A 22177-nucleotide genomic window follows, 5' to 3' on the forward strand; every position below is an offset into this window, starting at 1 on the left:
CGGCATGATGGTCGCCAACCAGATCGGGGACGGCAGGATCGCGCTCTATGGCGTCGGGCTCGGGCCCGGCGACCCCTCCTATGTCACGGTAAAGGCCCGCGAAATCCTCGATCGGGCCGACCGGCTCGTCCATTTCTGCAAGAAGGGCCAGCGCGGCAATGCCCGCACCATTGCCGACCGGCTGATCGGCGCCGATCCGGCCCGCGAGATCGCCCTGGTCTATCCGGTCACCACCGAAGCGCCGGTCGACGACGCGGCCTATGCCAATCCGATGGCGGAATTCTACGCCGCCTCCGCCGCAAGGCTGGCGGCCGAGGTCGATGACGGCCGTCTGGTCGCCATTCTCTGCGAAGGCGACCCGTTCTTCTACGGCTCGCTGATGCATCTGTGGCGCCGGCTGGCGCCGCTTTATCCCTTCGAGGTCATTCCCGGCATTACCGGCATGTCCGGAGCCTGGACGCTGGCCGCCGCGCCGATCACCTGGGGCGACGACATCCTGACCGTGCTGCCGGGCACCTTGCCGGAGGCGGAGCTCGCCCGCCGGCTCGGCGACACCGACGCCGCCGTGGTGATGAAGATCGGCCGCAACTTCCCCAAGGTGCGGCGGGCGCTGGAGGCCGCGGGTCTCGTCGAGCGCGCCATCTATGTCGAGCGCGCCAGCATGGCCGAGCAGCTCATCCTGCGGCTCGCCGACAAGACCGATGACGAGGCGCCCTATTTCTCCATGATCCTGGTGCCGGGCGAAGGACGCCGGCTGTGACGGCGGGATCGGTCACCGTCATCGGGCTCGGGCCCGGCGATCCGCGCTATCTGACGCCCGCCGCCGCGGCGGCGCTGGCGGCGGCGACCGACATTGTCGGCTATGGCGCCTATGTCGACCGGGTGCCCCCGCGTGCGGGCCAGACGCGCCACGCTTCGGACAATCGCGTCGAGGTCGAGCGTGCCCGTTTCGCCCTGGATCTGGCGGCCGATGGCCGCCAGGTCGCCGTCGTCTCGGGTGGTGATCCCGGCGTCTTCGCCATGGCCGCCGCGCTATTCGAGGCCTATGAGGCCGACGCCGCCCGCTGGTCCGCCGTGGCGATCAAGGTCGAGCCGGGGATCACCGCCATGCTGGCGGTGGCGGCCCGGGTCGGCGCGCCGCTCGGCGGCGATTTCTGCGCGATTTCGCTATCGGACAATCTCAAGCCCTGGGATGTCATCGTGGCGAGGCTGAAGGCGGTGCTCGCGGCCGATCTGGTCATCGCGCTCTACAATCCCATCTCCAAGGCCCGGCCCTGGCAACTCGGCGAAGCGCTGAAGCTCGCGACCGCCGAACGGCCCGCCGGCACCCCGGTGATTTTCGCGCGCGCCGTCGGCCGACGCGACGAAACGGTTCGTATCGTTCCGATTGACCGGGCAATCCAGGCGGCTGAAACCGCCGACATGTCGACCTTGGTGATGATCGGCGCCTCGGCGACGCGGCTGATCGCGCGCGGCGGTGAGCTGCCTTTCGTCTACACGCCGCGCTCGGTCGGGGTGAGGCCATGAGCGGCCAGCCAGGCGAGCGCCTGATCGACGGTTTCGACGGTGGCCACACCAGGCTTTGGCGGCCGGGCGACCATCACGACGGCAAGGCCGAGCGTCCGCGCGGCGGTGAGCTTGGCTTCGGTCTGTCCACCCCCGGAATTCTTGCTGACGACCAGATCGATCCTGTGTTGCCGCATCAAGGCGATTTCATCGTCGACCAGGAACGGCCCGCGCGCTTCGATCCGCGTGACATGGGGCACCGGCAGCGCCTCGCCGATCGGTTCGATGCTGCGCACGACATAGTGGTGCTGCGGCGCCCCGGCGAAGGCGCCGAGTTCCTGCCGGCCAATGGTCAGGAAGACCCGGCGCGGCGCGGCGCCGAGCGCGGTCGCGGCGGCAGCCATATCCCGGGTCTCGATCCAGGTATCGCCCGCGACCGGCTTCCAGGGCGGACGGCGCAGCGCGAGCAGCGGCACCTGGGCCATCCGGCAGGCGGCCTCGGCGTTGAACGGCATGATGGCCGCGAAGGGGTGGGTCGCGTCGATCACCGCCGCGATGCGGTTTTCAACCAGGAAGGTGGCCAGCCCGGCGATGCCGCCGAAACCGCCGGCGCGGACCGGCAGCGCCAGCGGCTTCGGCGTGCGGGTGCGCCCGGCAAGCGACACCAGGGCGGTCAGGTCCGGAAAGGATTGGGCCAGGCGGCGGGCGAGCGCGGCTGCTTCCGTGGTGCCGCCGAGGATCAGGATGGTCATGGCTGACTTGTCGCGGAATGAAACCGCCCTGTCGAGCGGCGAGACGCCCCCCTGGCTGACGATCATCGGTCTGGGCGAGGACGGCCGCGCTGGCCTGTCGGCTGCGGCGCTCGCGGCCCTCGACCAGGCCGATCTGGTGGTCGGCGGCATCAGGCACCTGGCTTTGGTCGCGCCGCTCGCCGCGGAGACCCTGGCCTGGCCGAGCCCGATCCAGCAGGCCTTCCCGGCCATCCTGGCGCGGCGCGGCGGCCGGGTTTGCGTACTCGCCTCCGGTGACCCCTTTCACTACGGCGTCGGCGTGCAATTAAGCGCACTCGTGCGGCCTGAGGAGATGCGGGTTCTGCCGCAACCCTCGGCTTTCAGTCTCGCCGCTGCCCGGCTCGGCTGGGCGCTGCAGGATTGCGCGCTGGTCTCGCTGCATGGTCGCCCATTGGAGCGGATCGTTCCGTATCTGCAGCCGGGCGCGCGTATCCTGGCGCTGTCCTGGGATGGCGCGACGCCCGCGAAGGTCGCGGCGTTGCTGACCGAACGCGGCCTCGAGGCTTCCGAGATCGTGGTCCTCGAAACGCTCGGCGGCCCCCGCGAGCGCATCCGGCGCGGCATCGCCGGGGATTTCGCGCTCGATGGCGTCGACCCGCTCAACACCATCGGCGTCGTGGTGGCGGCTGGTTCCGCTGCCCGCACCTTGCCGCTGACGCCTGGCCTCGACGATGACTGGTTTGCCAGCGACGGCCAATTGACCAAGGCCGAGATCCGGGCTGTCACACTCTCGGCGCTGAGCCCGCGCCGCGGCCAGGTCCTTTGGGATATCGGCGCCGGTTCCGGCTCGATCGCCATCGAATGGTGCCTCAGCCATCATGCCAACCGGGCCTATGCGGTGGAGGCGCGGCCGGATCGGGCCGAGCGCATCCAGGCCAATGCGCTTGCGCTTGGCGCGCCCGATATCGCGCTGGTCCGCGGCGAGGCGCCGGCCGCCCTTGCGGGCCTGCCGGTGCCGGATGCGGTTTTCATCGGCGGCGGCATCAGTGATGGCGGGGTGTTCGAGGCCGGCTGGGCCGGGCTGCGATCCGGCGGCGTGCTGGTCGCCAATGTCGTGACCCTCGAAGGCGAGGCGCGGCTGGCCGCGCTGTTTGCGGCCCATGGCGGCACCATGCGGCGCATCGCGGTGGCCCGGCTCGATGCGATCGGCGGAATGCACGGCTGGCGGCCGGCCATGCCGGTCACCCAATGGCGGGTGCGCAAGCCATGATCGCCGTCGGATTGGGCCTGCGCCCCGGAACCGAACTGACCGACATCAGGACCTGCGTCGAAGCCGCGCTCGGCCGCCTCGATCTCGATATCTCCGCTGTCGGCTGTCTCGCGACGGTCGCCGCGCGCGCCGCCGAGCCGGGCCTGATCGCGCTCGCCGCCGCGATCGGCGCGCCGGTGATCGGCATTCCCGACGGGGCGCTGCGCGGCCAGGATGCCGGCTGCGCAACCCGCTCGACCCGCATCGTTTCGCTGTTCGGCGTCGGTTCGGTCGCCGAGGCCGCGGCGCTCGCCGCCGCCGGCGCCTCGGCCAGCCTCATCCTGCCTCGCATCGTCATGGGCCGGGTCACCTGCGCCCTCGCCCAGGGAAACAGACCATGACCGTCCACTTCATTGGCGCCGGCCCAGGTGCGGCCGATCTCATCACGGTGCGCGGCCGCGCCCTGATCGAGCAATGCCCGGTCTGCCTCTATGCCGGCTCGCTGATCCCGCAGGCCTTGCTCGGCTGGTGTCCCCCTGGCGCCCGCGTCGTCGATACCGCGCCGCTCGACCTCGACGCGATCATCGCCGAAATCGCCAGGGCCCATGAGGCCGGCCATGACGTCGCCAGGCTGCATTCCGGCGACCTGTCGATCTGGAGCGCGGTCGGCGAGCAGATGCGCCGGCTCGATGCGCTGGATATCCCCTATTCGGTGACGCCGGGCGTGCCGGCCTTTTCGGCCGCCGCGGCGCTGCTCCGCCGCGAGCTGACCTTGCCGGAAGTGGCGCAGTCGGTGGTGCTGACCCGCACCAGCGGCCGCGCCTCGTCCATGCCGCCAACCGAAAATCTGGCGGCCTTCGCCGCGACCGGCGCGACTTTGGCGATCCATCTGTCGATCCACGTGATCGACAAGGTGGTGGCCGAACTGACGCCGTTCTACGGGCCCGATTGCCCGGTTGCCGTGGTGTTCCGGGCGTCCTGGCCGGACGAGCGCCTGCTGCGGGGGACGCTCGCCACCATAACCGAGGCGGTCGCCGCCGCCGGGCTGGAGCGCACAGCGCTGATCCTGGTCGGGCCGGCGCTCGGCGCCCGAGATTTTCGCGAAAGCGCGCTTTATTCCCGCGACTATGACCGGCGGTTTCGGCCGCGTGGTGATTCATGAGACGGGTGCCTTGCATTGAGGACGGCCGTCCTTCGAAAGTCGCTTCGCTCCCATCTCAGGATGAGGTGAGAGTGGCGCATGGCATCGATGTTGTTCATGAGGCGCGGTGGTCAGTCCACATTTTGCACCGCCACCGATGCCATCCTCAACACCCCTCATCCTGAGGTGCTCGCGCTCTTGCGCGAGCCTCGAAGGACGACCGACCTTGATGCAATATATTGATTGCATGGACATTTTCGAAATGAATCGATCCCCAGCCCCGAAGCTTCGAGCCTTCTGCCCATGACGCCTTCTTCATTCCTGCCGGAATTCGAGCCCGGCACCGTCTGGCTGGTCGGCGCCGGCCCCGGCGACCCCGGTCTCTTGACGCTGACGGCGGTGCATGCGCTCGGTCAGGCGGACGTGATCCTGCACGACGCGCTGATCGATCCGCGCATCCTCACCTATGCCCGACCCGAAGCGATCCTGGACAATGCCGGCAAGCGCGGCCACCGGCCCTCGCCGAAACAGTCGGAGATCAGCGACATGCTGGTCGCCCACGCCCGGGCGGGCCGGCGGGTGCTGCGCCTGAAGGGCGGCGACCCCTTCATCTTCGGCCGCGGTTACGAAGAGGCGCTGGCCCTGTCGCAGGCCGGCATCCGTTTCCGTGTCGTGCCGGGCGTGTCGAGCGGCCTTGCGACCCTGGCGCTGCACGGCATTCCCGCCACCTCGCGCGATTCCAACCATGCGGTGATCCTGGCGACCGGCCACCTCGCCGAGGACAAGAGCCTGGACTGGGCGGCGCTCGCCAAAACCGGCCAGCCGATCGTGCTCTATATGGCGGTGGCCAATATCGAGCCGATCAGCGCGGCGCTTGTGGCCGGCGGGCTTGCCGCCGAGACGCCCGTGATCGCGGTTCATGCCGCAACGACAGGTGCGGAAGAGGCGGTGACGACGACGCTCGCCGAACTGCCGGACCTGGCCGCGGCCGGCCGGATCCGCTCGCCGGCGGTGATCGCCATCGGCACCATCGCGCCGCTGCGCGCGGCCATCGCGCCGCATCTGGCCGCGCCGGCCCTGGATGTCGCGTCATGAACGGGCTGTTGATCGCCGCGCCGCGTTCGGGATCGGGCAAGACCACCATCACGCTCGGCCTCCAGCGCGCCTTCGCCAGGCGCGGCCTGACGGTGCGCGGCATCAAATGCGGGCCGGACTATATCGACCCGGCCTTTCACGCGGCGGCGACCGGCGCGCCGAGCTGCAATCTCGACAGCTTCGCCATGTCCGACGACCTGGTCGCGGGCCTGGCATGCGAGGCCGCAGGCCAGAGCGACATCATTCTGGCCGAGGGTTCGATGGGCCTGTTCGACGGGGTCCGCGCCGCCCATGGCCATACCGGCGCCAGCGCCGACATCGCGGCGCGCTGCGGCTGGCCGGTGATCCTGGTCATCGACGTTTCCGGCCAGGCGCAGTCGGCGGCGGCGATCGCCCTCGGCTGCATGACCTATGATCCGCGCATCACCATCGCCGGCGTCATCCTCAACAAGGTGGCGAGCCCGCGCCATCGCCGCCTGGTCGAGGACGGCATGAAGCGGATCGGCCTGACGGTTTTCGGCGCCCTGCCCCGCGAAGCCAGCCTGATCCTGCCCGAACGCCATCTCGGCCTGGTTCAGGCCGGTGAAACCGACGACCTGATGGCACGGCTCGATGCGCTCGCCGCCGCGGTTTCGGACGCGGTCGACCTCGATGCGGTGCTGGCCGCGGCCGGTGCTACCACTATCTCCGGCGCCGGCCTCGCCGGCGCGCCGGTGCCCGCCCCCGGCCGGCGCATCGCGGTCGCGCGCGACGCCGCCTTTTCCTTCATCTATCCGCATGTCGAGGCCGGCTGGCGTGGTGAAGGCGCCGCGATCGTCGCGTTCTCGCCGCTGGCCGACGAGGCGCCGCCGGACGATTGCGATGCCTGCTGGCTGCCGGGCGGTTATCCGGAGCTGCACGCCGCCCGCCTTGCCGAGGCCAAGGGGTTCAAGGCCGGGCTGGCGCGCTTTGCCGAGACGCGCCCCGTTCATGGCGAGTGCGGCGGCTATATGGTGCTGGGAGAGGCGATCGAGGCGGCCGACGGGATCCGCTACCCCATGGTCGGGCTGTTGCCGGTGGTGACGAGCTTCGCCAAGCGGCGCATGTCGCTCGGTTATCGCGTGGTGACGACCAGCGGTGAAAGCGCGCTCGGCCCGGCCGGCAGCCGTCTCACCGGCCACGAGTTTCATTATGCGACGATCCTGGCCTCGAGCCCGGATGGTGTGTTGGGCGAGGCGGTCGATGCCGAGGGCACGGCGCTCGGCCCGGTCGGCCATGTCAGGGGCCATGTCTCGGGTTCGTTCTTTCACGCGATTCAGCGTGGGCAGGGTGTGATCGTCGCCGATTAAACTGTCGCGCCGTGCACAACGCTTCGGCGTGAGGCCGTCCGCCCGCCAACGCGGTTTGTCACACCCGCCGCCCCGAGGCCGGCCGCGCCACCTTGATGCCGTCGACATCGACCGTCTCGAAGGCGACCTGGAACACCCGCGCCAGAACGTCGGTCTCGACGAGGTCGGCGGCCGTCATGTCGGCGGCGATGCGCCCCTTGTCGATCACCACCACCCGGTCGAACCAGGTGGTGGCGAGATCGATCTCATGCAGGGCGACGATGACCAGCCGGGTGCGGCCGCGCTCGGCGAAACCGCGCACGAGATCGATGCGGTGCCGAATGTCGAGGCTGGCGCCCGGCTCGTCGGCGATCAGGATCGGCGGGTCGGTGACCTCGACCGCCGCCATCAGGCCACGCGCCCTCTCGCCACCCGAGAGGCCCGACCAGCGGCGGTCGGCGAGATCGGTCAATTCGCCCGTGGCCAGCGCGCGTTCGACGGCTTCGGAACCAAAACCCGGCAGTCGCTCGGCGCCCATCTCGACCAGCATGCGCGGGGTGACGTCCCAATGCGGCATGAAGTTCTGCGGGACAAAGCCGAGTGCCGCGGCGCGCTCGCGGCCGGTGAGCGAGGCGAGATCCCGCCCGCCGACCATCACCGTGCCGGCATGGTCCGGCTCGAGGCCGGCCAGGATCTTCAGGAAGGTCGATTTTCCCGCGCCGTTCGGGCCGATGACCGCGATCGTGCCGGTGGCGCCGGCGGCGAAATCGATACCGTCGACGATCGACCGGCCGCCGCGGATCAGGCGGATCCCCTGCGCGCTCAGACTGGTCATGACTTCAGCCGTCGGGCCAGGAGGAACAGGAAGAACGGGCCGCCGGCAATGGCCGTGACCAGGCCGAGCGGGATTTCGGCCGGCGGCAGGGCCGAGCGGGCAATGGCGTCGGCGACGACGACCACGATGGCGCCGGTCAGGCACGAGGCGAGGATGAGCGCCCGGTGGCGCGGCCCGACCAGCCAGCGCGCGATATGCGGTGCCGCGAGCCCGACAAAGGCGACGAGACCGCCATAGGCGACCGCGATGGCCACGATGATCGCGCCGACCAGCACGCAGAGCGCGACGAAGCGCCGGACATCGAGGCCGAAGCCATGGGCCATGGCTTCGCCGAGGCCGAGCAGGTCGAGCCCCTGGGCCGTCCTGAGCGCCAGCAGGATGGCGGCGGCGAGCAGGATGGCGAGCAGCGCGAGGCCCGGCCAGGATGGCGTCTGGATGCCACCGAGCACCCAGCTCAACACCACCTGCAGATTGACCGTCTCGTCCGACAAGGCGAGCATCATGAACGATCTGACGGCGCCGAGCACGGCGGCGATGGCGACGCCGGCGAGCAGCAGGCCTGCGGCGTCGACAACGCCTGCGACCCGCGAGACCGCCAGGACCAGAACGGTGGCGCCCCAGGCCCCGGCAAAGGCCAGCAGCGGCAAGGACAGCGCCTGGGGCACGCCGAGCGGCACCAGCAGCGCGACGGTCGCGCCGACCGCGGCGCCACCGGCCGAGCCGAGCAGATAGGGTTCGGCCAGCGGGTTGCGGAACAGGCCCTGGAACAGGCAGCCGCCGAGGCCGAGCAACGCGCCGACGGCGGCGGCCGCCAGCACGCGCGGCAGCCGCCAGTCGATGATGAGCCGGCTATCCAGCGACTGGTCGCCAGCGAGCGCCGTCCAGAGCATGGCCGGCGAGGCCCAGTCGTGGCCGGCCGCGAGGCCGAGCGCCATGACCGCCAGCAGGAGCGCCGTGAGCGACAGCCAGATCCGGGTCATGGCCTTTGCTCCGGGTGCAGGACCAGCGCCAGCTTCTCGATGCCGGCGACCACGCGCGGCCCGGGAATCAGGAATTCGGCGCGCGATACCGCGAAGATGCGCTTCTCCTTGAGCGCCCTGAGGCTCGACCAGCCGGAGCGGCCGAACAGGTCCTGCATGTCGGCGGCCGAACCGGCGAACAGCACGACGTCGGGATCGGCGCGCAGGATCGCTTCGGGTGACACCTGCGACAGCATCTGGGCCCGGTCGAAGGCGAGATCGCCGCCCGCCGCGACCATCGCATCGGCGGTGTAGCTGCCGGGGCGGGCGATCAGCAGCATGCCGGTGGCAACCCGTCCGGTGATCATGACGATGCGCGGCCGGCGCTTGCCGGCGATGCGGGCGGCCACCGCGTCGAGGCGTGCCTGCAAGGCGCCGGTCACCGCCGCGCCCCTGTCGGGCACGCCGGTGACATCGGCAACCAGCCGGATATTGGCCATGACCTCGGGAATGGAGCGGTGGGTCAGCACGATGATGGGAATGCCGAGCCGTTCCATGGGATCGACCAATTGGTTCACCGCCTGGCGCGCCGGCGTGACGACCACGAGGTCGGGGCGCTGGCGCACCACCCGGTCGACCGAAAAGCCGAGCCGGCCGCCAACGGTGGGGCGGCCGACCACCTCAGGCGGAAAACGGGTGTAGGTCTCGATGCCGACGATCCGTTCGGTCAGCCCAAGCGAGGCGACCAGCTCGGTGTTCGAGGCGAAGATGGTGACGAGGCGCGTCGGCGGCCGCGCGAACATGACCCGCCGCCCCAGCGCATCGACGATGGGGGCCTGCTCCGCCGCCAAAGCCGGGGGGACGGCCGGCGCGACCACGAGCGCCAGTCCAAGACATGCCGCCGGGACCGCCCTTCCCGTCACGATCAGAACCTCGCTTGCATGCCGACGATGAATTCCCGGCCCGGCATGGAATTGCCCATATTGCCGATGCCATTGGTATTGGCATTGGTCGGATTGCCGATGAAGGGCTGCTGGTCGAGCGCGATGAAAAGGGCGTGCTGGTTGATGTTGAAGATATTGTTGACCGCGGCATAGGCGGTCAGGCCCTTGCGCAATTCGCCCTCGAGCCGGGCATTCCACACCCAGAAGGCCGGCTTCCGGTGAATATAGCTGGAATTCGGTTCGCCGGCCGGGATCAGCAAGGGCTCCTCGGTATTGTACCAGAGCGGTCCGCGCAGGATACCGGTGACGGAAAACGTCCAGGGGATCGCCACGCCGGTGCGCTGGCCGAAACGCGTGCCGATCGCAGCCTGGTACTGATACATGCGCTCGACCTGGTTGCTGTTGGCGGTGGCCGCCGCGCCGCCGTCGCGCATGAAGAAATTGTAGCCGCCATTCGCCGTCATCGACCAGTGCCAGCCATTGGCCTGGGCGGAGAAGGCGCGCAGCACGTCGAGGCCGAATTGCAGCTCGATGCCGCGCACGGTCACGTCGCCGGGATTGTTGACATAGTCCGAGGTGGTGCTCGAACCCGGTCGGAGCTTGGTGACGATCCGGTTCGAGATGACGTTCTGGAACAGCGCGGCGTCGAGGCTCCAGCCGTTCAGTGCGAAGGTGGCGCCGACCTCGTACTGGCGGCTGGTCTCCGGCTTCAGGTTCGGATTGCCGAAGATCTGGGTGCCGACCAGGACGGTGTAATTGCCGGCGAGTTCGGTCGCCGTCGGCGAACGGAAGCCGGTGGACACGCCGGTGCGGAAGCTCAGGTAGTCGGTCGCCCGGTAGGTGCCGCCGACCGTATAGGTGGTGGCGTCATAAGGGCGGCTTCCGGTCGCCTGGTTGGCGAGGTTCGGCGTCGTATCGAAACTGGTCGAGCCGCGGGTGTGGCGGACACCGGCACGCAGGATCAGCCGGTCGTCGAACAGGCGCTGGCTGTTCTCGGCATAGAAGGCCATGACCGAGTCGGTCTGGTTGTTGTCCTGGGGCGACACCTGCGCCAGGTTGATCGCGGGATTGACGCTTTCGCGGTAGCGCTGCGAGCGGAGCCAGCTGCGCTCGGCGTCGAACCCGAGAAGCAGTTCGTTGCCGGCCCAGAGGTTGAAGATCGGCTGGAACCGGAGCCCCATGATGTCGAGGTGGCGGCGGTTGAGATCGAGCCGGGTGCGTTGCGCGACGGTCGCCGAATTGGGCGCCGCCCAGCGGAACACGTCGCGGTCCGACACCAGGTAGGTATGCGCGGTCCAGCGGGCGAAATCGGTGTCGGTCTTGCCGGAATAGACGAAATCGAACGAGGCATTGGTGCGTTCGTCGCGGTTGAACGTGCTCCAGGACGAGCCGCGGAAACCGGCATCGTAGATGCCGTCCGACCGCACGGTGACGTCGACGCGGTGGTTGTCGTTGATCTGGCGGCCGAAGGCGCCGGTGATTCCGAGCCGCTGGTACTGGGTATTGGCCATCAGGCCGCCGCCGGCTCCCGAATGGTAGCTGTCGCGCCGGCCGCCGGAAATGCCGACATAATAATCGTTGCCGTTGCTCTGGCCGGCAACATGGCCGCGGCCCTGCAGGAGGCCCCAGGAGCCGCCCTGGATATCGGCGAAATTGCCGGTGGTGTTGCGGCCGTTCTTCAGGATGATGTTGATGACGCCGCCAATCGCCTGGCTGCCATAGATCACCGAGGCCGGGCCGCGGATGACCTCGATGCGGTCGACGTCGGCCGGCGACAGTTTCGAGATATTGGCGGTGCCGGCGCGGCGGCCGTTGATCAGCACCAGGACCTGGCTGCGGAAATCCTTGCCCTGGCCGTCAGTGGCGCCGCCGCGGATGTTGATCGAGGTCTGGCCGGGCGTCCACTCGGAGAAAAAGCCGACGGCGTTCTCGGCGAGCAGTTCGGTGACCGAGCGGGCCGTCGACTGGGTGATGCGCTCGCCTTCGATGACCTGAACGGTACCGGTGATGCGGCTGCGCGGTTCCGGGCGCCCGGTCGAGGTCACCACGATCTCGTCGAGAATGGTCGGCGTATTCTGGGTCTGCTGGGCAAAAGCCGGGGCCGCGGCACCGGCGAGCAACAGGACAGCAATAGCCGGCGCGGCCGCGCGCGGCGAAGACATGGACATGGATCGGCTCCTCCGGCCCTCCGCCGGCATGGGTTACAGTCGATCCTCGGCCGGTCTCCTGGCTCGCGGGTCAGGCGCCGCTTCCCCTTCCCGGCCCGAAGGCCAGTGGTTTGTCGAAGAGCGCTATCCGCTTACAGTTGCGGGGGCAGCCGCGGCCTTGTGCTTGAACCAGCACGCACCGCATTCCCGTTTCACTCCCTGCGAAGGGAGCACCGAAGATTCGCTTAACGAAACACAAATAGGCGTTTGCCGCAATGCGGCCTCATTCCGTTTCGCACAGGCAGATGCGGGATGAGTGTGGGGGATGATCTGGCCCGGCGCCTGGGTCGATCCCCTGCGCTTCCCTCACCGGCCATTCTCGTCCCGGCCAGGCTGGTCCCGGCCATCCACCAATTCGGCACGGTCGATCGTGGAGATCGGATCCCATCGGAGCTGCGACCCGGTCGCGGCAAGATGCCCGCAGCGGCACGGGGCGAAACATCCCGCCGCAAGAGAAGTCGTGGATGCCCGGGACAGGCCCGGGCAAGACGATGCGTGGAGGTAGCGCCGTCGAGACCCGGGCGGCCCAGCCAGGAGGCGGCGCGATCGACGCCCCGGCGATCATCGGCGGCCGCTTCGGCCGTGCCGTCAGGCCGCCGGCCCGGCGTCCGGCGCCTGCCACCAGGTGGTGATCGTGGCAAGGTCCGGGCGCTTGCGTTCGGCGGGCGCCTCCCTGGCGGTGCCGATATGGACGACGCCGGCGATCCTTTCGCCCGGCACCAATCCCAGAAGCGCATGGGCGCCGGGGCTATAGGCGGCCCAGCCGGTCAGCCAGGTCGCGCCGAAGCCGAGCGCATGGGCGGCGGTGAGCAGGTTCATGCAGGCGGCGCCGGCCGACAGGTCCTGTTCCCAGGAGGGAATGCGTGCGGCTGCGTCGCTGCGGCTGACGACGATGACGATGACCGGCGCATAGGTGAAGACGCGCGACATGATGCCGGCGAATTTGGCGCGCTTTTCGGCGTCCATCGCCTCGTTCTCGGCGGCATAGAGTTCGGCGAAGCGGGCGCCGGCGTCGGAACGGGCCTGGCCCTCGACCACGATGAAACGCCAGGGTTCGAGGACACCGTGATCGGGCACGCGGGCGGCAATGGTCAGGAGCCGCTGCAGTTCGGCGGCACTGGGCCCCGGTTCGCTCAGCATGGTCATGCCGACCGACCGGCGCGTCTCGAGCAAGGCGAGAAGCGCCTCGCCTGCCCCGCCTTGGGGGCCGTCGGGCGTCATGACGGCGTTGGTCGCCTGGTTGTCCATGCTGTCTGCCTTTGCTGGCCGCCGGTCGCCGCGTCGGGCGTCCGGACGGCGATGGGGTATGGCGGCCGAGGCCGCCGAAATCCTGCGAGACTCAGGCCCGCCCGAGCGCCTGCATGAGCCGGAGATCGGTGACCTGTGGCAAGGGGATCATCGCCGCCAACGCCGCCTGCAGGGCTTCGACATCCGCGCTCGCGTCGGGCTGCCAGCCGCAGGGACAGGGATTGTCGCCGCGATGGGCCTCCGCGACCTCCTGATAGACCGAACCGAGCGCCATGGCGACCAGGCCGAGCACGGTGATCGGCGGCAATTGGGTGGTGCGAAGCGCATTGCAGAAGGCCACCATGATGGTCTGGTGGAATTCGGCGCGGGCAGCGTCGGTCGGGTCCTTGAGGCCTGGTTCAGCTTGCATGATCGGCATCTCCTGCGGCCGGCAGCGCGTTCGCCAGCCCGATGGGCAGTCTGGCGAGCCATTCGCGGCGGGGCACGAGCCAGAGCCATAGGCGCGAATGTCGAGATGTGCAAGCTATTGGATTTACAAGAGAAATAGAACAATTCGAAACTGGCGCGGCCAGTGTCCGCAACCAGCCGGGCCCGTTCCGGCCGCCTCAGGCCCGTCCGGACCGGGCGAGCGCCGCGACAAGGTCATCGAGGCTCGGCGCGAACCAGAGGTCGTTGCGCCGCTCCGCCTCGCGCACCCAGTCGCGCAAGGCGCTGCTCGCGGCGAGGTGCTCCGAGATGTCGCCGATGACGGCGAGCTTCAGCCGATAATTGACCGCCTTCTGGGCGATCGCACCGGCGAGGCCCGAGCGGAGCTGAAAGAAATGGGCGCCGAGGCGCGCGGCAGGGATCGCGAGCATGGACGCGCCTTGCCAGGCGGCCTCGCCGATCAGGTCGGTCGCCTGCCGCTCATCGTCTATGGCTGGTCCGTCGGTGTCGACCAGCAGGATGTGCTCGCCGCCGCGCTCGAGAATTTGGGTCATGCTGCCTGCTGGCCTGTCGCGTCGCCGCCGTCAACTGGCAAGGCAGCATTTCTTGGCCTTCTTGCCACTGCCGCAGGGACAGGGGTCATTGCGCCCGACATGGCGCATCGGATTGGTGACGGGCTCCGCGCGAAACAGATCCGAACTGAACGGGTCGTATCGTTCCTGAAGGCCGGGATGGAGCGGGTCCGTGTCGGCGAGGTCGAACGGGTCCTGAAAATCCGGATCGGACGGCTCGTCGAAAAGCGAGGGATCGCAAGGTTACGAGGATATCGGCGATATAGCCGAGATTGGCGCGGTGAAATCGCTCGATATCGGCGGGGGCACGCTCAGCCTCGGCCAGATCCGCGTCGAAATGACCGCGGGCGATGACATATTTGGGAATGCGGCCATCACGCCAGGCGCTGTCGACGCGCGGGATCATGGGGCGCAGGCCGAGCATGGCTATCGCCTCAAGCCAGCCGACCCAGGCCTGATCATGGTCCGGCGCCAGGCGCTCGTCGTGAAAGCGTTCAAGAAAGGCCACCATCCGGTCGTGCTCGATCCGCCCTTCCCAGATCAGAAAGGTGGCCGCGCCGAACAGCGCTTCGCGCAGGAATTCATCCATATCGCGATCGGCGATCGCCTGGAACAGGCCGTCGGTATCGCCGTCGAAAACCCCGGCGACGATCTGCGACAGGGTTTCGGTGATGGCGTCGCCGAGCAGGTCTTCGACGTCCATGGCCGGGAGGCGCAGCAGGCGCATGACGACCTGCCAAGCCTGGCGGTCCCGCGCTCCGCCGACCAGATGGAGGCCGCGAAAGACGAGCCTCGCCTCCGCGTCGGACAGGATCTCGCCGTCGGCCGCCTTTGCCAGCACGGCGCACAAGGCCGGCCCCGCTTCTTCCACCCTGGCCGTGCACATGGCGACCGCCAGGGCCGGCAATTGCCGCTCTTCGGCCAAGGCGGTCAGATATCGTTCGATCGGGCCGATATCGGGAGCCGCGCCCCTGGCGCGAGCGAAAATCGCCTCCAGCTCATGCTTTTTCATGGCATGTCCTCGCGGACGACCTGGGCAGGCGAACCAGTATCGCATTGGCCCGGCGGTGTTCGCCAGCGGGTGCGGCGCTTTCCACCGAATTGTCAGGCCTGCAGCAATCTCGCCTTGAGCCGACGCCTTTCCTCCGCCGTCAGTTCGCGCTCGACCTCGGGAAGATAGACCCGGCCAATTTCATTGCCCTGTGCCTTGCTCCGCGTGAGCCAAAAAGCCGATTCAACCCGGTCCGCCGCGATGCCGATGCCGAGGTGAAGAGCCACGCCGGTCATCGCCTGGGCTCCCGCATGTCCTTGCCGGGCGGCGCTCAGAAACCAGAAGACGGACCGCTCCGGGTCCCGGTCCACTCCTAGCCCCTCATGGTAGATGGTGCCGAGACGGGCCTGCGCCGCCGCGAGACCCTGGTCGGCCGCCTTCTGCGACCAGGAGCGGGCCGCCTCGTAGAGTTCCGGGTCGTCGTCCGCGAGCAGCAGCCGGCCGAGCGCATCCTGCGCGTCGGCATTCCCGTCTTCGGCCGCCAATTCATAGAATTTGACGGCGCCGGCAAGATTGCCCTCGCCTTCGAACACCGCGCCAATGGCGGCGAGCGATGGCGTCCACCCCTCCTCGGCCGCGGCGAGGAACCATTCCGCCGCCTCGTCCCTCTGCCCGGCCTGAAGCGCCAGGACGCCCAGATTGTGCTTGGCGCGCAGGAACCCCTGTTCCGCCGCACGCGTGAACCAAGCCCGGGCAACCGTCCGGTCCGCCATATTGTCGCAATACCATCGGCCGAGCGTGTTCTGCGCCTCCGCATCGCCGGCCTCGGCCCGCAGCCGAACATCGTCCGGCGGCGCGCCGGCGGCGGCTGGCTTGCCCGAAGAGAACAGCGCTTTGATGCGGCTTCCAATGGAGTTTGACATGGCTCATCCACTGCCGTGCGAAAGTGCGACATGCAACTTAAGGTGGGACCTCGTCTTCGTAAATAGGAATATTTCCATATTCCACCCGGGCAATATAGATGCGTTCCGGGGGGCACCTGAAGGCAATGACTTGGTGCTGATATTATGACGTAATATCAATTCGATAAATGACGTTCTCTGCGACTTCCAGATGCGAAATTTTATTGAGTTTCCGGTCGATCGCGGCTAGATTGAGAGGATAAAAGTCAGGAGGGTACATGACGGCACAATGTCCCGACGTCCTCACGTTGCGTGGTCGCGATCACGACGTCTGCGTCTTGCCGCTGGGAGCCTATCTCGGGCGGATCAGAAAGGCCCGGCGGCCGGTCTTCCTGGCCGAGTCGAGTGCCTGCTGGCGCGGCTATGTGGCCCGTTGGGAGGTCGTGGACGATGTGCTGTACCTTGTCGATCTCGACGGCCTGATCGAACGGAACGGAGCACCGATCCGGGCGAACCTCGCGATGGCCCTGCCCTGGTTGAAGCCGCCGGTGCCGGCGACCTGGGTGAGCGGTTGCTTGCGCTGCCCGGAGGGACGCTTGATCTCGTACCGGCACTTCGGCTTCGAAAGTTGGTATGAGCGTGACCGACTGCTGCATGTCGACAAGGGGCGCGTGCGGGAAGAGTGGCTGCGCCTCAATCCGCCCGAACCGATCTGGTACAAGATCATGGCCAATGGCGGACGAGCCCGCTTCGAATGGCCGAATTCCGGAGAACCCGAACTCGACGATCCCTTCCCGCCGGAAGCAATGCCGCAAGGCCATTATTTCTGGGGGCAGCCGCCAGCGGAGGAGGAAGACGAGGGGTACCTGCTCGGCGGAGAATATGTGATGCCGTCGCCGCGTCGGCTCTCGAACCCTGGAGCATGATGCGGCGAGCCGCTCCGGCCGTTCACCTCACCGCTTGCGCGCGACAATGTAAGGACGGTTGTCGTTGCCCTTGGTCGCGTGGTTTTCAGTGGCGAGAATGTCGAAGCCCGCGGCCGCTATATGCCGGCTCAGCTCCGCCGCCCGAAAGACGCCGGCATAGGGTGCCATGCGGATCGCGCGCATCGCGGGCAAGGCAAGGCGGATGAGCGGGTTCATCTCCCCGACGCAGGGTGTCTTGGAAATGAACAAGCCGTCGGCCGCGAGCAGGGCGTGGACGCGGTTGAGCGTGCCCGGGAGGTCTCGGACCAGATGGAGATAGTTGAACCCCAGAACCGCGTTGAAGGGCGCCGTGTCGGCGCCGAGCGCTTCCGCGGTCGCGGTGCGGAAGACAAGCGCCGGGATGGGGCCGGCGGCCAGCTTCTCGTTGGCGATGGCGATCATTTCAGCGGAGATATCGGTCGCCAGGTAGTCCTGGACATGGCCGGCGAGCAGCAGCGCCGTCGTGCCCGTTCCGCAGCCGAGTTCCAGCACTCTGTGGCCTGCACCCAACAGCGCGCGGGTCCGGTCCAGCGTGCGCTGATATCCGGCCGGATCGGCAATCGGACCCCTGGCGTATTTCCGTGACGCCCGGTCCCAGAAACGAGCGTCGCTCGCGATCGTCATGATGATTGCTCCGGGGTCGTGACCTTGCCCTGCCGGGCATCAAGGTGGGTCTAAGGCGAAACCGTCTCCGCTCGCCTGGACCGTGTGAAAGCTCCTGCGGCAATTGGCGAGGGTGGCGGACCGCGAACGATGATGACGGGCAGCATGTTTTCGCAATAGCCCTCCAAAATCATTGATGGAGCGGAACCGGCGCAGGAGCGCCGGGACGTCTCGAACGGTTGACAGGAGACTCCGCAAGATTTGTCGGTTCGACCCGTGCCAATGTTCTCATGCATCGGAGTTGGACGGCCATGAACACATCGAAGGCGCTCGCTGTATATGAGACCCGACTGAACCGGGTTATCGATCACATCTACGAAAATCTGGAAGGCGACATCCGCTTCGATGATCTCGCGGAAGTGGCCTGCCTTTCCCCTTGGCACTGGCATAGGGTCTATACCGCCATGCGCGGTGAAACCATCACCGCGACGATCCGGCGGCTTCGGCTGTCGCGCGCGGCCGAGCGGTTGGCGAACTCGGACCTGGCCCTTGACGTGATCGCCGGACGCGCCGGCTACAGTTCGGCCGATGCCTTCGGACGGGCCTTCAAGGAAGCCTATGGCAAGAGCCCGGGCAACTATCGCGAGACCGGCAGCCATGCGGCGTTCAAGGCTGCCCTGTCGGCGGCGGACGGAGCGGGTTTTCCAATCGCCGTGGAAACACTCACTTCGATCCGATGTGCCAGCATCGCGCATGGCGGCAGCTATATGCAAATCGACCATGCCATGGGGCGGCTGTTCACCGCGCTTGCAGCGCAGAACGCTATGGCGCGGGATCAGCGGATGCTGGCGATCTTCTATGACGATCCCGACCTCGGGCCGGTCGAGAACCTGCGCTCGCGCGCTTGTTCGCCGGTTGCCGATGGTGTCGCGCTGGCGCCGCCCATCGAGGAGGCGATTCTACGCGGCGGGCTCTATGCGCGGCTGCGCTACCAAGGCCCCTATGCCGATATGAAAGGTGCCTATCGCTGGCTGCTCGGCGTGTGGCTTCCGCAATCCGGCCACGAGCCGGACGATGCCCCGGTGTTCGAAGCCTATCTCAACAGCCCGCAACAGGTCTCACCGAACGAACTCATCACCGACATCCACCTGCCACTACGGGCATCATGATGCGCAATGCTCCGGCATTGCCGGTCATCTCGACGGAGGTGGCGGCGGCCTTCGCGGCGTTCCCGGCGCCTGTCTGCGCGCAACTCCTGGAAGTACGGCGGTTGATCTTCGCGACGGCCGCTGGAATCGGCGGTGTCGACCCGCTGACTGAGACGCTGAAGTGGGGTGAGCCTGCTTATCTTACCGAAACGACCGGCAGCGGCAGCACGATCCGGCTCGGTCTTTCAAATTCGCCGGAGGGCCAGGGCGCGGTTCTGTTCAACTGCCGTACAACTCTGGTCGAGACGTTTCGCATGCAATTCCCTGAGGTATTCGTCTTTCAGGGCAACAGGGCGATTCTGCTCGATCCATCCGTTCCGCTAGCGACCGAGCAGCTTTCGATGTGCCTGGCCATGGCGCTGACCTATCATCGCCAACGTATGACATTCCCGCGATGATCGGCCAGATATATCGGTCGGTAGCTTAGAGCCGGCGGTTTTCGATGCCGGTGGCGCAGATGCCGTGATCGGCGGCGATGGCGGAGAGAGTGAGATTCGAACTCACGGTGGGCTTGCACCCACGGCGGTTTTCAAGACCGCTGCCTTAAACCACTCGGCCATCTCTCCGTGGCGCCTTCCTGCCTCAGGTTGCGTGAGATGACAAGGCGGCCGGCAGCCGGCTGCACGGAAACTTGCCGCAGGCACGGGCCGTTTTCCGCCGCCAAGACATTGGGGGACAAGCCTTCGGATCGCCAAATCCACTCGTCGCCCCCTGCCCTTGTCCGGACCTTACCCCGATCGCCGGGTCGATCTCGAGGCCGCATGGCGGGACGAACCGCAAACGCGGTCCGAAAGCCTAGGCCGCCGCCATCTCCGCCTGTTTCGCGGGGAACGGCCGGAACGTCATCAGGATCATCATGGCCGCCAGCCCCATGCCCCAGGAGCCGACATACATCAGCGCGTAGCTGTCGAAATGGTCATAGATCAGGCCGCCGAGCAAAGGCCCGGTGGACATGCCGAGACTGCCGGCCATGGCCGTCCCGCCAATGATCGTGCCCATCATCCGGAGCGGAAAATTCTCGCGGATGATCACGGCATAAAGCGGCATGGTGCCGGCATAGAGGAAGCCGACCACCACCGCCACGGCATAGAAGCCGCCGAGCTGGCCGACGAACACATAGGCGAGCACGCCGAAGGCCTGAGCCATGAGCCCGAGGACGAGCACGCGCTGCGCCCCGAACCGGTCGCCCATGAGGCCGAACCCGATACGGCCGAACATGCCCGCCAGGCCCTCGACGCTGTAGATCGAGACGGCCGCGATCATCGGAATGCCGCAGGTCACTGCGTAGCTCACCGTGTGGAAGATCGGGCCGGAATGGGTCGCGCAGCAGAAGAAGTTCGCCAGCATCAAGGTGATGAACTGCGGCGAGCGCACGGCCTGCCCGACCGTCATCGCGGCCGACGGCGCGTCGGCCGTCATTTCGGCCTGGCCGCCGTCGAGCGCCGGCGGGCGGCGCACGAGCAGCGCGGCGGGGATCATCAGGACGGCCGCGACGCCGGCTATGACCAGCATCGCGCCGCGCCAGTCATAACGCGTCACCAGCCAGGCCGCGAGCGGCGCCATGGTCAGCGGCGCCATGCCCATGCCGGCGGAGACGAGCGAGACGGCGAGGCCGCGCTGCGTGTCGAACCAGCCGGTCACGCAAGCCATCATCGGCGCGAAGACGGCGGCGGTCGCTGCGCCGACCAGAAGGCCGAACACCAGTTGGAATTCGGTGAGCGAGCCCGCCCGGCTGGCGAGCGCCAGGCTCGCGGCCAGCACCACCGATCCGGTGAGCACGATCGGGCGCGGTCCGAAACGGTCGGAGAGGCCACCCCACGCCATGCTGGCGGCGGCCATGGCCAGGAAGCCGATGGTCATCGCCGCGGATATGCCGGTGACCGACCAGCCGGTGTCCAGCGACATCGGCCGCAGGAAGACCGGCAGCGAGAACATGGCGCCCATCGCGACACAGCCCAACAGGCCACCTGCCGCGACGATCACCCAGCGATAGGAATGGTTCATGGTGTTCTCCGAGCGTCCGGTGCGCCGCCCCTGCCGCCGTTCGGGCGTCGGATCGCGGTCGACGTCCCAAGGACGTATCAACTCCGCCGATACCGACACCCGATTGCGGTCTTCGGTCCTTTTTTTCGTGGGCCGAGGGGATGGGCCCGCGGCGGCGGCCGTCAACCGGCGGAGGGAATGGTGTTGACCATCCAGGGCACGCCGAACTTGTCGATCAGGGAGCCGAAGCCCGGCGACCAGAAGGTGCCGGCGAAGGGCATGACCTGCGTGCCGCTCTCGGACAGTGCGGCGTACCAACGCTCGGCCTGGGCTTTGTCCTGGGTGTGCAAGGTGACGTCGAAGCCGTTCTTGGGCTTGTCGATGTTACGGGCCCACGCGACGTCCATGTCGGCGCCCATCAGGGCCTGGTCGCCGACCTCGAGCCAGCAGTGCATCAGCCAGGTCTTATACTTCTCGTCGGTGATCGGCATGTCCGGAGGCGCATCGGCATAGGGCATGGCGGCGGTGATCTTTCCGCCCAGGACCTTGGCGTAGAATTCGAACGCCTCGCGGCACTGGCCCTGAAAGCTGAGGCTGGTCACGATCTTCATGGTCGTCTCCTGTCTGATCGGGATCTCGCGGCGTGGCCGGCGAGGAAGCACCGGGATGGCGCGGCGCCGGACCCGTGCGTCATGGACACGGTCGCCTTTTTCCTTGGGGTCGGATCTTGGGTCGGATCATTGAAAGGCAGCCGTCGAAGCCGGTTGACGCGCGAGCGGCTACGTTGATATCAACGTAATGAGATCACGGATGTCAACCCTCGCAATGCGCGCTTCTGCCGACCTCCCCTTCGAAACCACGCTTCTGGTGCGCGACGCCTGCCTGTGCCTGCACGCGCAAAGGGCGGCCCGCGCCCTCGCCCGTCGCTTCGACATCGCCCTGAAGCCCGTGGGCCTGACCAGCGGACAGTTCTCGCTGCTCATGTCGCTCAACCGCCCACAGCCGGCGAAACTCAGCGCGGTGGCCGCGCTGCTGGCAATGGACAGGACGACTTTGACGGCGAACCTCAAGCCGTTGGAGCGCCGCGGCCTCCTCGAAACGGCTATCGACCAGGCCGACAAGCGCGCCCGGCTGCTGCTGTTGACGCCCGCTGGCCGGAGCGTCCTGGCCGAGGCGGTGCCGATCTGGCGGCATCTCCATGCCGCGATCGAAACGACGCTCTCGGACCCCGATCACCTGCGTGCCGAACTGAACGCCCTTTCGAGATCCGACCATCAGGACGGAGCCGCCGGATAAGGGGCCGCG

25 protein-coding genes, 1 tRNA gene and 1 riboswitch are annotated in these 22177 nt (G+C 67.8%); of the genes, 11 read left to right on the top strand and 15 right to left on the bottom strand.

Annotation, left to right across the window (positions count from 1 at the left end):
- The first annotated feature begins 4 nt into the window (after positions 1–4).
- Complete coding sequence (locus AC07WJ_RS17895; RefSeq protein ID WP_494935973.1) at positions 5–760, top strand: precorrin-2 C(20)-methyltransferase; 756 nt, start codon at positions 5–7, stop codon at positions 758–760.
- Positions 757–1527, top strand: a complete 771-nt coding sequence (gene cobJ / locus AC07WJ_RS17900; RefSeq protein WP_494935974.1) for a precorrin-3B C(17)-methyltransferase — start codon at positions 757–759, stop codon at positions 1525–1527. The genes AC07WJ_RS17895 and cobJ overlap by 4 nt, the downstream gene beginning before the upstream one ends.
- On the opposite strand, the gene AC07WJ_RS17905 is transcribed toward cobJ, so the two are convergent.
- On the bottom strand, positions 1494–2258 hold the full coding sequence (locus AC07WJ_RS17905) for a cobalt-precorrin-6A reductase (RefSeq protein ID WP_494935975.1): 765 nt from the start codon (positions 2256–2258) through the stop codon (positions 1494–1496). The genes cobJ and AC07WJ_RS17905 overlap by 34 nt on opposite strands.
- Here AC07WJ_RS17905 and cbiE point away from each other — a divergent pair.
- The 5 genes from cbiE (at position 2257) to AC07WJ_RS17930 (ending at position 7050) form a co-directional block, all read left to right on the top strand.
- On the top strand, positions 2257–3507 hold the full coding sequence (gene cbiE, locus AC07WJ_RS17910) for a precorrin-6y C5,15-methyltransferase (decarboxylating) subunit CbiE (protein ID WP_494935976.1): 1251 nt from the start codon (positions 2257–2259) through the stop codon (positions 3505–3507). The genes AC07WJ_RS17905 and cbiE overlap by 2 nt on opposite strands.
- Positions 3504–3887 carry a cobalamin biosynthesis protein gene (locus tag AC07WJ_RS17915; RefSeq protein WP_494935977.1) on the top strand — a complete coding sequence of 128 codons (384 nt, stop codon included), beginning with the start codon at positions 3504–3506 and terminating at the stop codon, positions 3885–3887. The genes cbiE and AC07WJ_RS17915 overlap by 4 nt, the downstream gene beginning before the upstream one ends.
- Positions 3884–4648 (top strand): precorrin-4 C(11)-methyltransferase, encoded by a 765-nt coding sequence (cobM, locus tag AC07WJ_RS17920; RefSeq protein WP_494935978.1) that lies wholly within the window; start codon positions 3884–3886, stop codon positions 4646–4648. Before AC07WJ_RS17915 ends, cobM begins: the two co-directional genes overlap by 4 nt.
- 282 nt (positions 4649–4930) lie before the next feature.
- Positions 4931–5722: a uroporphyrinogen-III C-methyltransferase gene (gene cobA / locus AC07WJ_RS17925; protein ID WP_494935979.1), complete on the top strand. Its 792-nt coding sequence runs from the start codon at positions 4931–4933 to the stop codon at positions 5720–5722.
- The gene (locus tag AC07WJ_RS17930) at positions 5719–7050 is read left to right on the top strand and encodes a cobyrinic acid a,c-diamide synthase CobB (protein WP_494935980.1); all 1332 of its coding nucleotides are present in this window, start codon (positions 5719–5721) and stop codon (positions 7048–7050) included. Before cobA ends, AC07WJ_RS17930 begins: the two co-directional genes overlap by 4 nt.
- 58 nt (positions 7051–7108) lie before the next feature.
- Here AC07WJ_RS17930 and AC07WJ_RS17935 read toward each other — a convergent pair whose 3' ends face one another.
- From AC07WJ_RS17935 to AC07WJ_RS17980, 10 genes are all read right to left on the bottom strand, one after another.
- Positions 7109–7864 carry an ABC transporter ATP-binding protein gene (locus AC07WJ_RS17935; protein ID WP_494935981.1) on the bottom strand — a complete coding sequence of 252 codons (756 nt, stop codon included), beginning with the start codon at positions 7862–7864 and terminating at the stop codon, positions 7109–7111.
- On the bottom strand, positions 7861–8844 hold the full coding sequence (locus tag AC07WJ_RS17940) for a FecCD family ABC transporter permease (RefSeq protein WP_494935982.1): 984 nt from the start codon (positions 8842–8844) through the stop codon (positions 7861–7863). Before AC07WJ_RS17940 ends, AC07WJ_RS17935 begins: the two co-directional genes overlap by 4 nt.
- Positions 8841–9746 carry an ABC transporter substrate-binding protein gene (locus AC07WJ_RS17945; RefSeq protein WP_494935983.1) on the bottom strand — a complete coding sequence of 302 codons (906 nt, stop codon included), beginning with the start codon at positions 9744–9746 and terminating at the stop codon, positions 8841–8843. The genes AC07WJ_RS17940 and AC07WJ_RS17945 overlap by 4 nt, the downstream gene beginning before the upstream one ends.
- Positions 9747–9748: 2 nt before the next feature.
- Positions 9749–11935 carry a TonB-dependent receptor gene (locus AC07WJ_RS17950; protein ID WP_494935984.1) on the bottom strand — a complete coding sequence of 729 codons (2187 nt, stop codon included), beginning with the start codon at positions 11933–11935 and terminating at the stop codon, positions 9749–9751.
- Between the two features lie 31 nt (positions 11936–11966).
- A riboswitch (cobalamin riboswitch) is annotated at positions 11967–12167 on the bottom strand.
- Positions 12168–12562: 395 nt separating this feature from the next.
- Positions 12563–13222 carry a nitroreductase family protein gene (locus AC07WJ_RS17955; RefSeq protein ID WP_494935985.1) on the bottom strand — a complete coding sequence of 220 codons (660 nt, stop codon included), beginning with the start codon at positions 13220–13222 and terminating at the stop codon, positions 12563–12565.
- Positions 13223–13313: 91 nt separating this feature from the next.
- Positions 13314–13631, bottom strand: coding sequence for a hypothetical protein (locus AC07WJ_RS17960; RefSeq protein ID WP_494935986.1), 318 nt, complete (start codon positions 13629–13631; stop codon positions 13314–13316).
- Between the two features lie 196 nt (positions 13632–13827).
- Positions 13828–14202 (bottom strand): DUF4180 domain-containing protein, encoded by a 375-nt coding sequence (locus tag AC07WJ_RS17965; protein ID WP_494935987.1) that lies wholly within the window; start codon positions 14200–14202, stop codon positions 13828–13830.
- A 30-nt stretch (positions 14203–14232) separates the two neighbouring features.
- Positions 14233–14310 (bottom strand): SEC-C metal-binding domain-containing protein, encoded by a 78-nt coding sequence (locus AC07WJ_RS17970; RefSeq protein ID WP_494936249.1) that lies wholly within the window; start codon positions 14308–14310, stop codon positions 14233–14235.
- Positions 14288–15277, bottom strand: coding sequence for a DUF1186 domain-containing protein (locus tag AC07WJ_RS17975; protein WP_494935988.1), 990 nt, complete (start codon positions 15275–15277; stop codon positions 14288–14290). Before AC07WJ_RS17975 ends, AC07WJ_RS17970 begins: the two co-directional genes overlap by 23 nt.
- A gap of 47 nt (positions 15278–15324) precedes the next feature.
- The gene (locus tag AC07WJ_RS17980) at positions 15325–16134 is read right to left on the bottom strand and encodes a tetratricopeptide repeat protein (protein WP_494935989.1); all 810 of its coding nucleotides are present in this window, start codon (positions 16132–16134) and stop codon (positions 15325–15327) included.
- A gap of 257 nt (positions 16135–16391) precedes the next feature.
- On the opposite strand from AC07WJ_RS17980, the gene AC07WJ_RS17985 reads away from it, so the two are divergent.
- Positions 16392–17039, top strand: a complete 648-nt coding sequence (locus AC07WJ_RS17985; RefSeq protein WP_494935990.1) for a hypothetical protein — start codon at positions 16392–16394, stop codon at positions 17037–17039.
- Between the two features lie 27 nt (positions 17040–17066).
- Here the strand turns inward: AC07WJ_RS17985 and AC07WJ_RS17990 are convergent, their stop codons facing one another.
- Positions 17067–17702 carry a class I SAM-dependent methyltransferase gene (locus tag AC07WJ_RS17990; protein ID WP_494935991.1) on the bottom strand — a complete coding sequence of 212 codons (636 nt, stop codon included), beginning with the start codon at positions 17700–17702 and terminating at the stop codon, positions 17067–17069.
- 290 nt (positions 17703–17992) lie between these two features.
- On the opposite strand from AC07WJ_RS17990, the gene AC07WJ_RS17995 reads away from it, so the two are divergent.
- Together AC07WJ_RS17995 and AC07WJ_RS18000 are read left to right on the top strand one after the other, a co-directional pair.
- Positions 17993–18850, top strand: a complete 858-nt coding sequence (locus tag AC07WJ_RS17995) for an AraC family transcriptional regulator (protein ID WP_494935992.1) — start codon at positions 17993–17995, stop codon at positions 18848–18850.
- Positions 18847–19287: a DUF1801 domain-containing protein gene (locus AC07WJ_RS18000; protein WP_494935993.1), complete on the top strand. Its 441-nt coding sequence runs from the start codon at positions 18847–18849 to the stop codon at positions 19285–19287. The genes AC07WJ_RS17995 and AC07WJ_RS18000 overlap by 4 nt, the downstream gene beginning before the upstream one ends.
- A 78-nt stretch (positions 19288–19365) precedes the next feature.
- Here AC07WJ_RS18000 and AC07WJ_RS18005 read toward each other — a convergent pair.
- From AC07WJ_RS18005 to AC07WJ_RS18015, 3 genes are all read right to left on the bottom strand, one after another.
- Positions 19366–19455, bottom strand: a tRNA-Ser gene (locus tag AC07WJ_RS18005).
- A 229-nt stretch (positions 19456–19684) separates the two neighbouring features.
- The gene (locus AC07WJ_RS18010; protein ID WP_494935994.1) at positions 19685–20893 is read right to left on the bottom strand and encodes an MFS transporter; all 1209 of its coding nucleotides are present in this window, start codon (positions 20891–20893) and stop codon (positions 19685–19687) included.
- Positions 20894–21054: 161 nt separating this feature from the next.
- Complete coding sequence (locus tag AC07WJ_RS18015) at positions 21055–21483, bottom strand: VOC family protein (protein ID WP_494935995.1); 429 nt, start codon at positions 21481–21483, stop codon at positions 21055–21057.
- 214 nt (positions 21484–21697) lie between these two features.
- Between AC07WJ_RS18015 and AC07WJ_RS18020 the strand changes: the two genes are divergently transcribed.
- Positions 21698–22168, top strand: coding sequence for a MarR family winged helix-turn-helix transcriptional regulator (locus tag AC07WJ_RS18020; RefSeq protein WP_494936250.1), 471 nt, complete (start codon positions 21698–21700; stop codon positions 22166–22168).
- Positions 22169–22177: the final 9 nt, after the last annotated feature.

Source organism: Phreatobacter sp. GW821-FHT04C01, assembly GCF_059420385.1.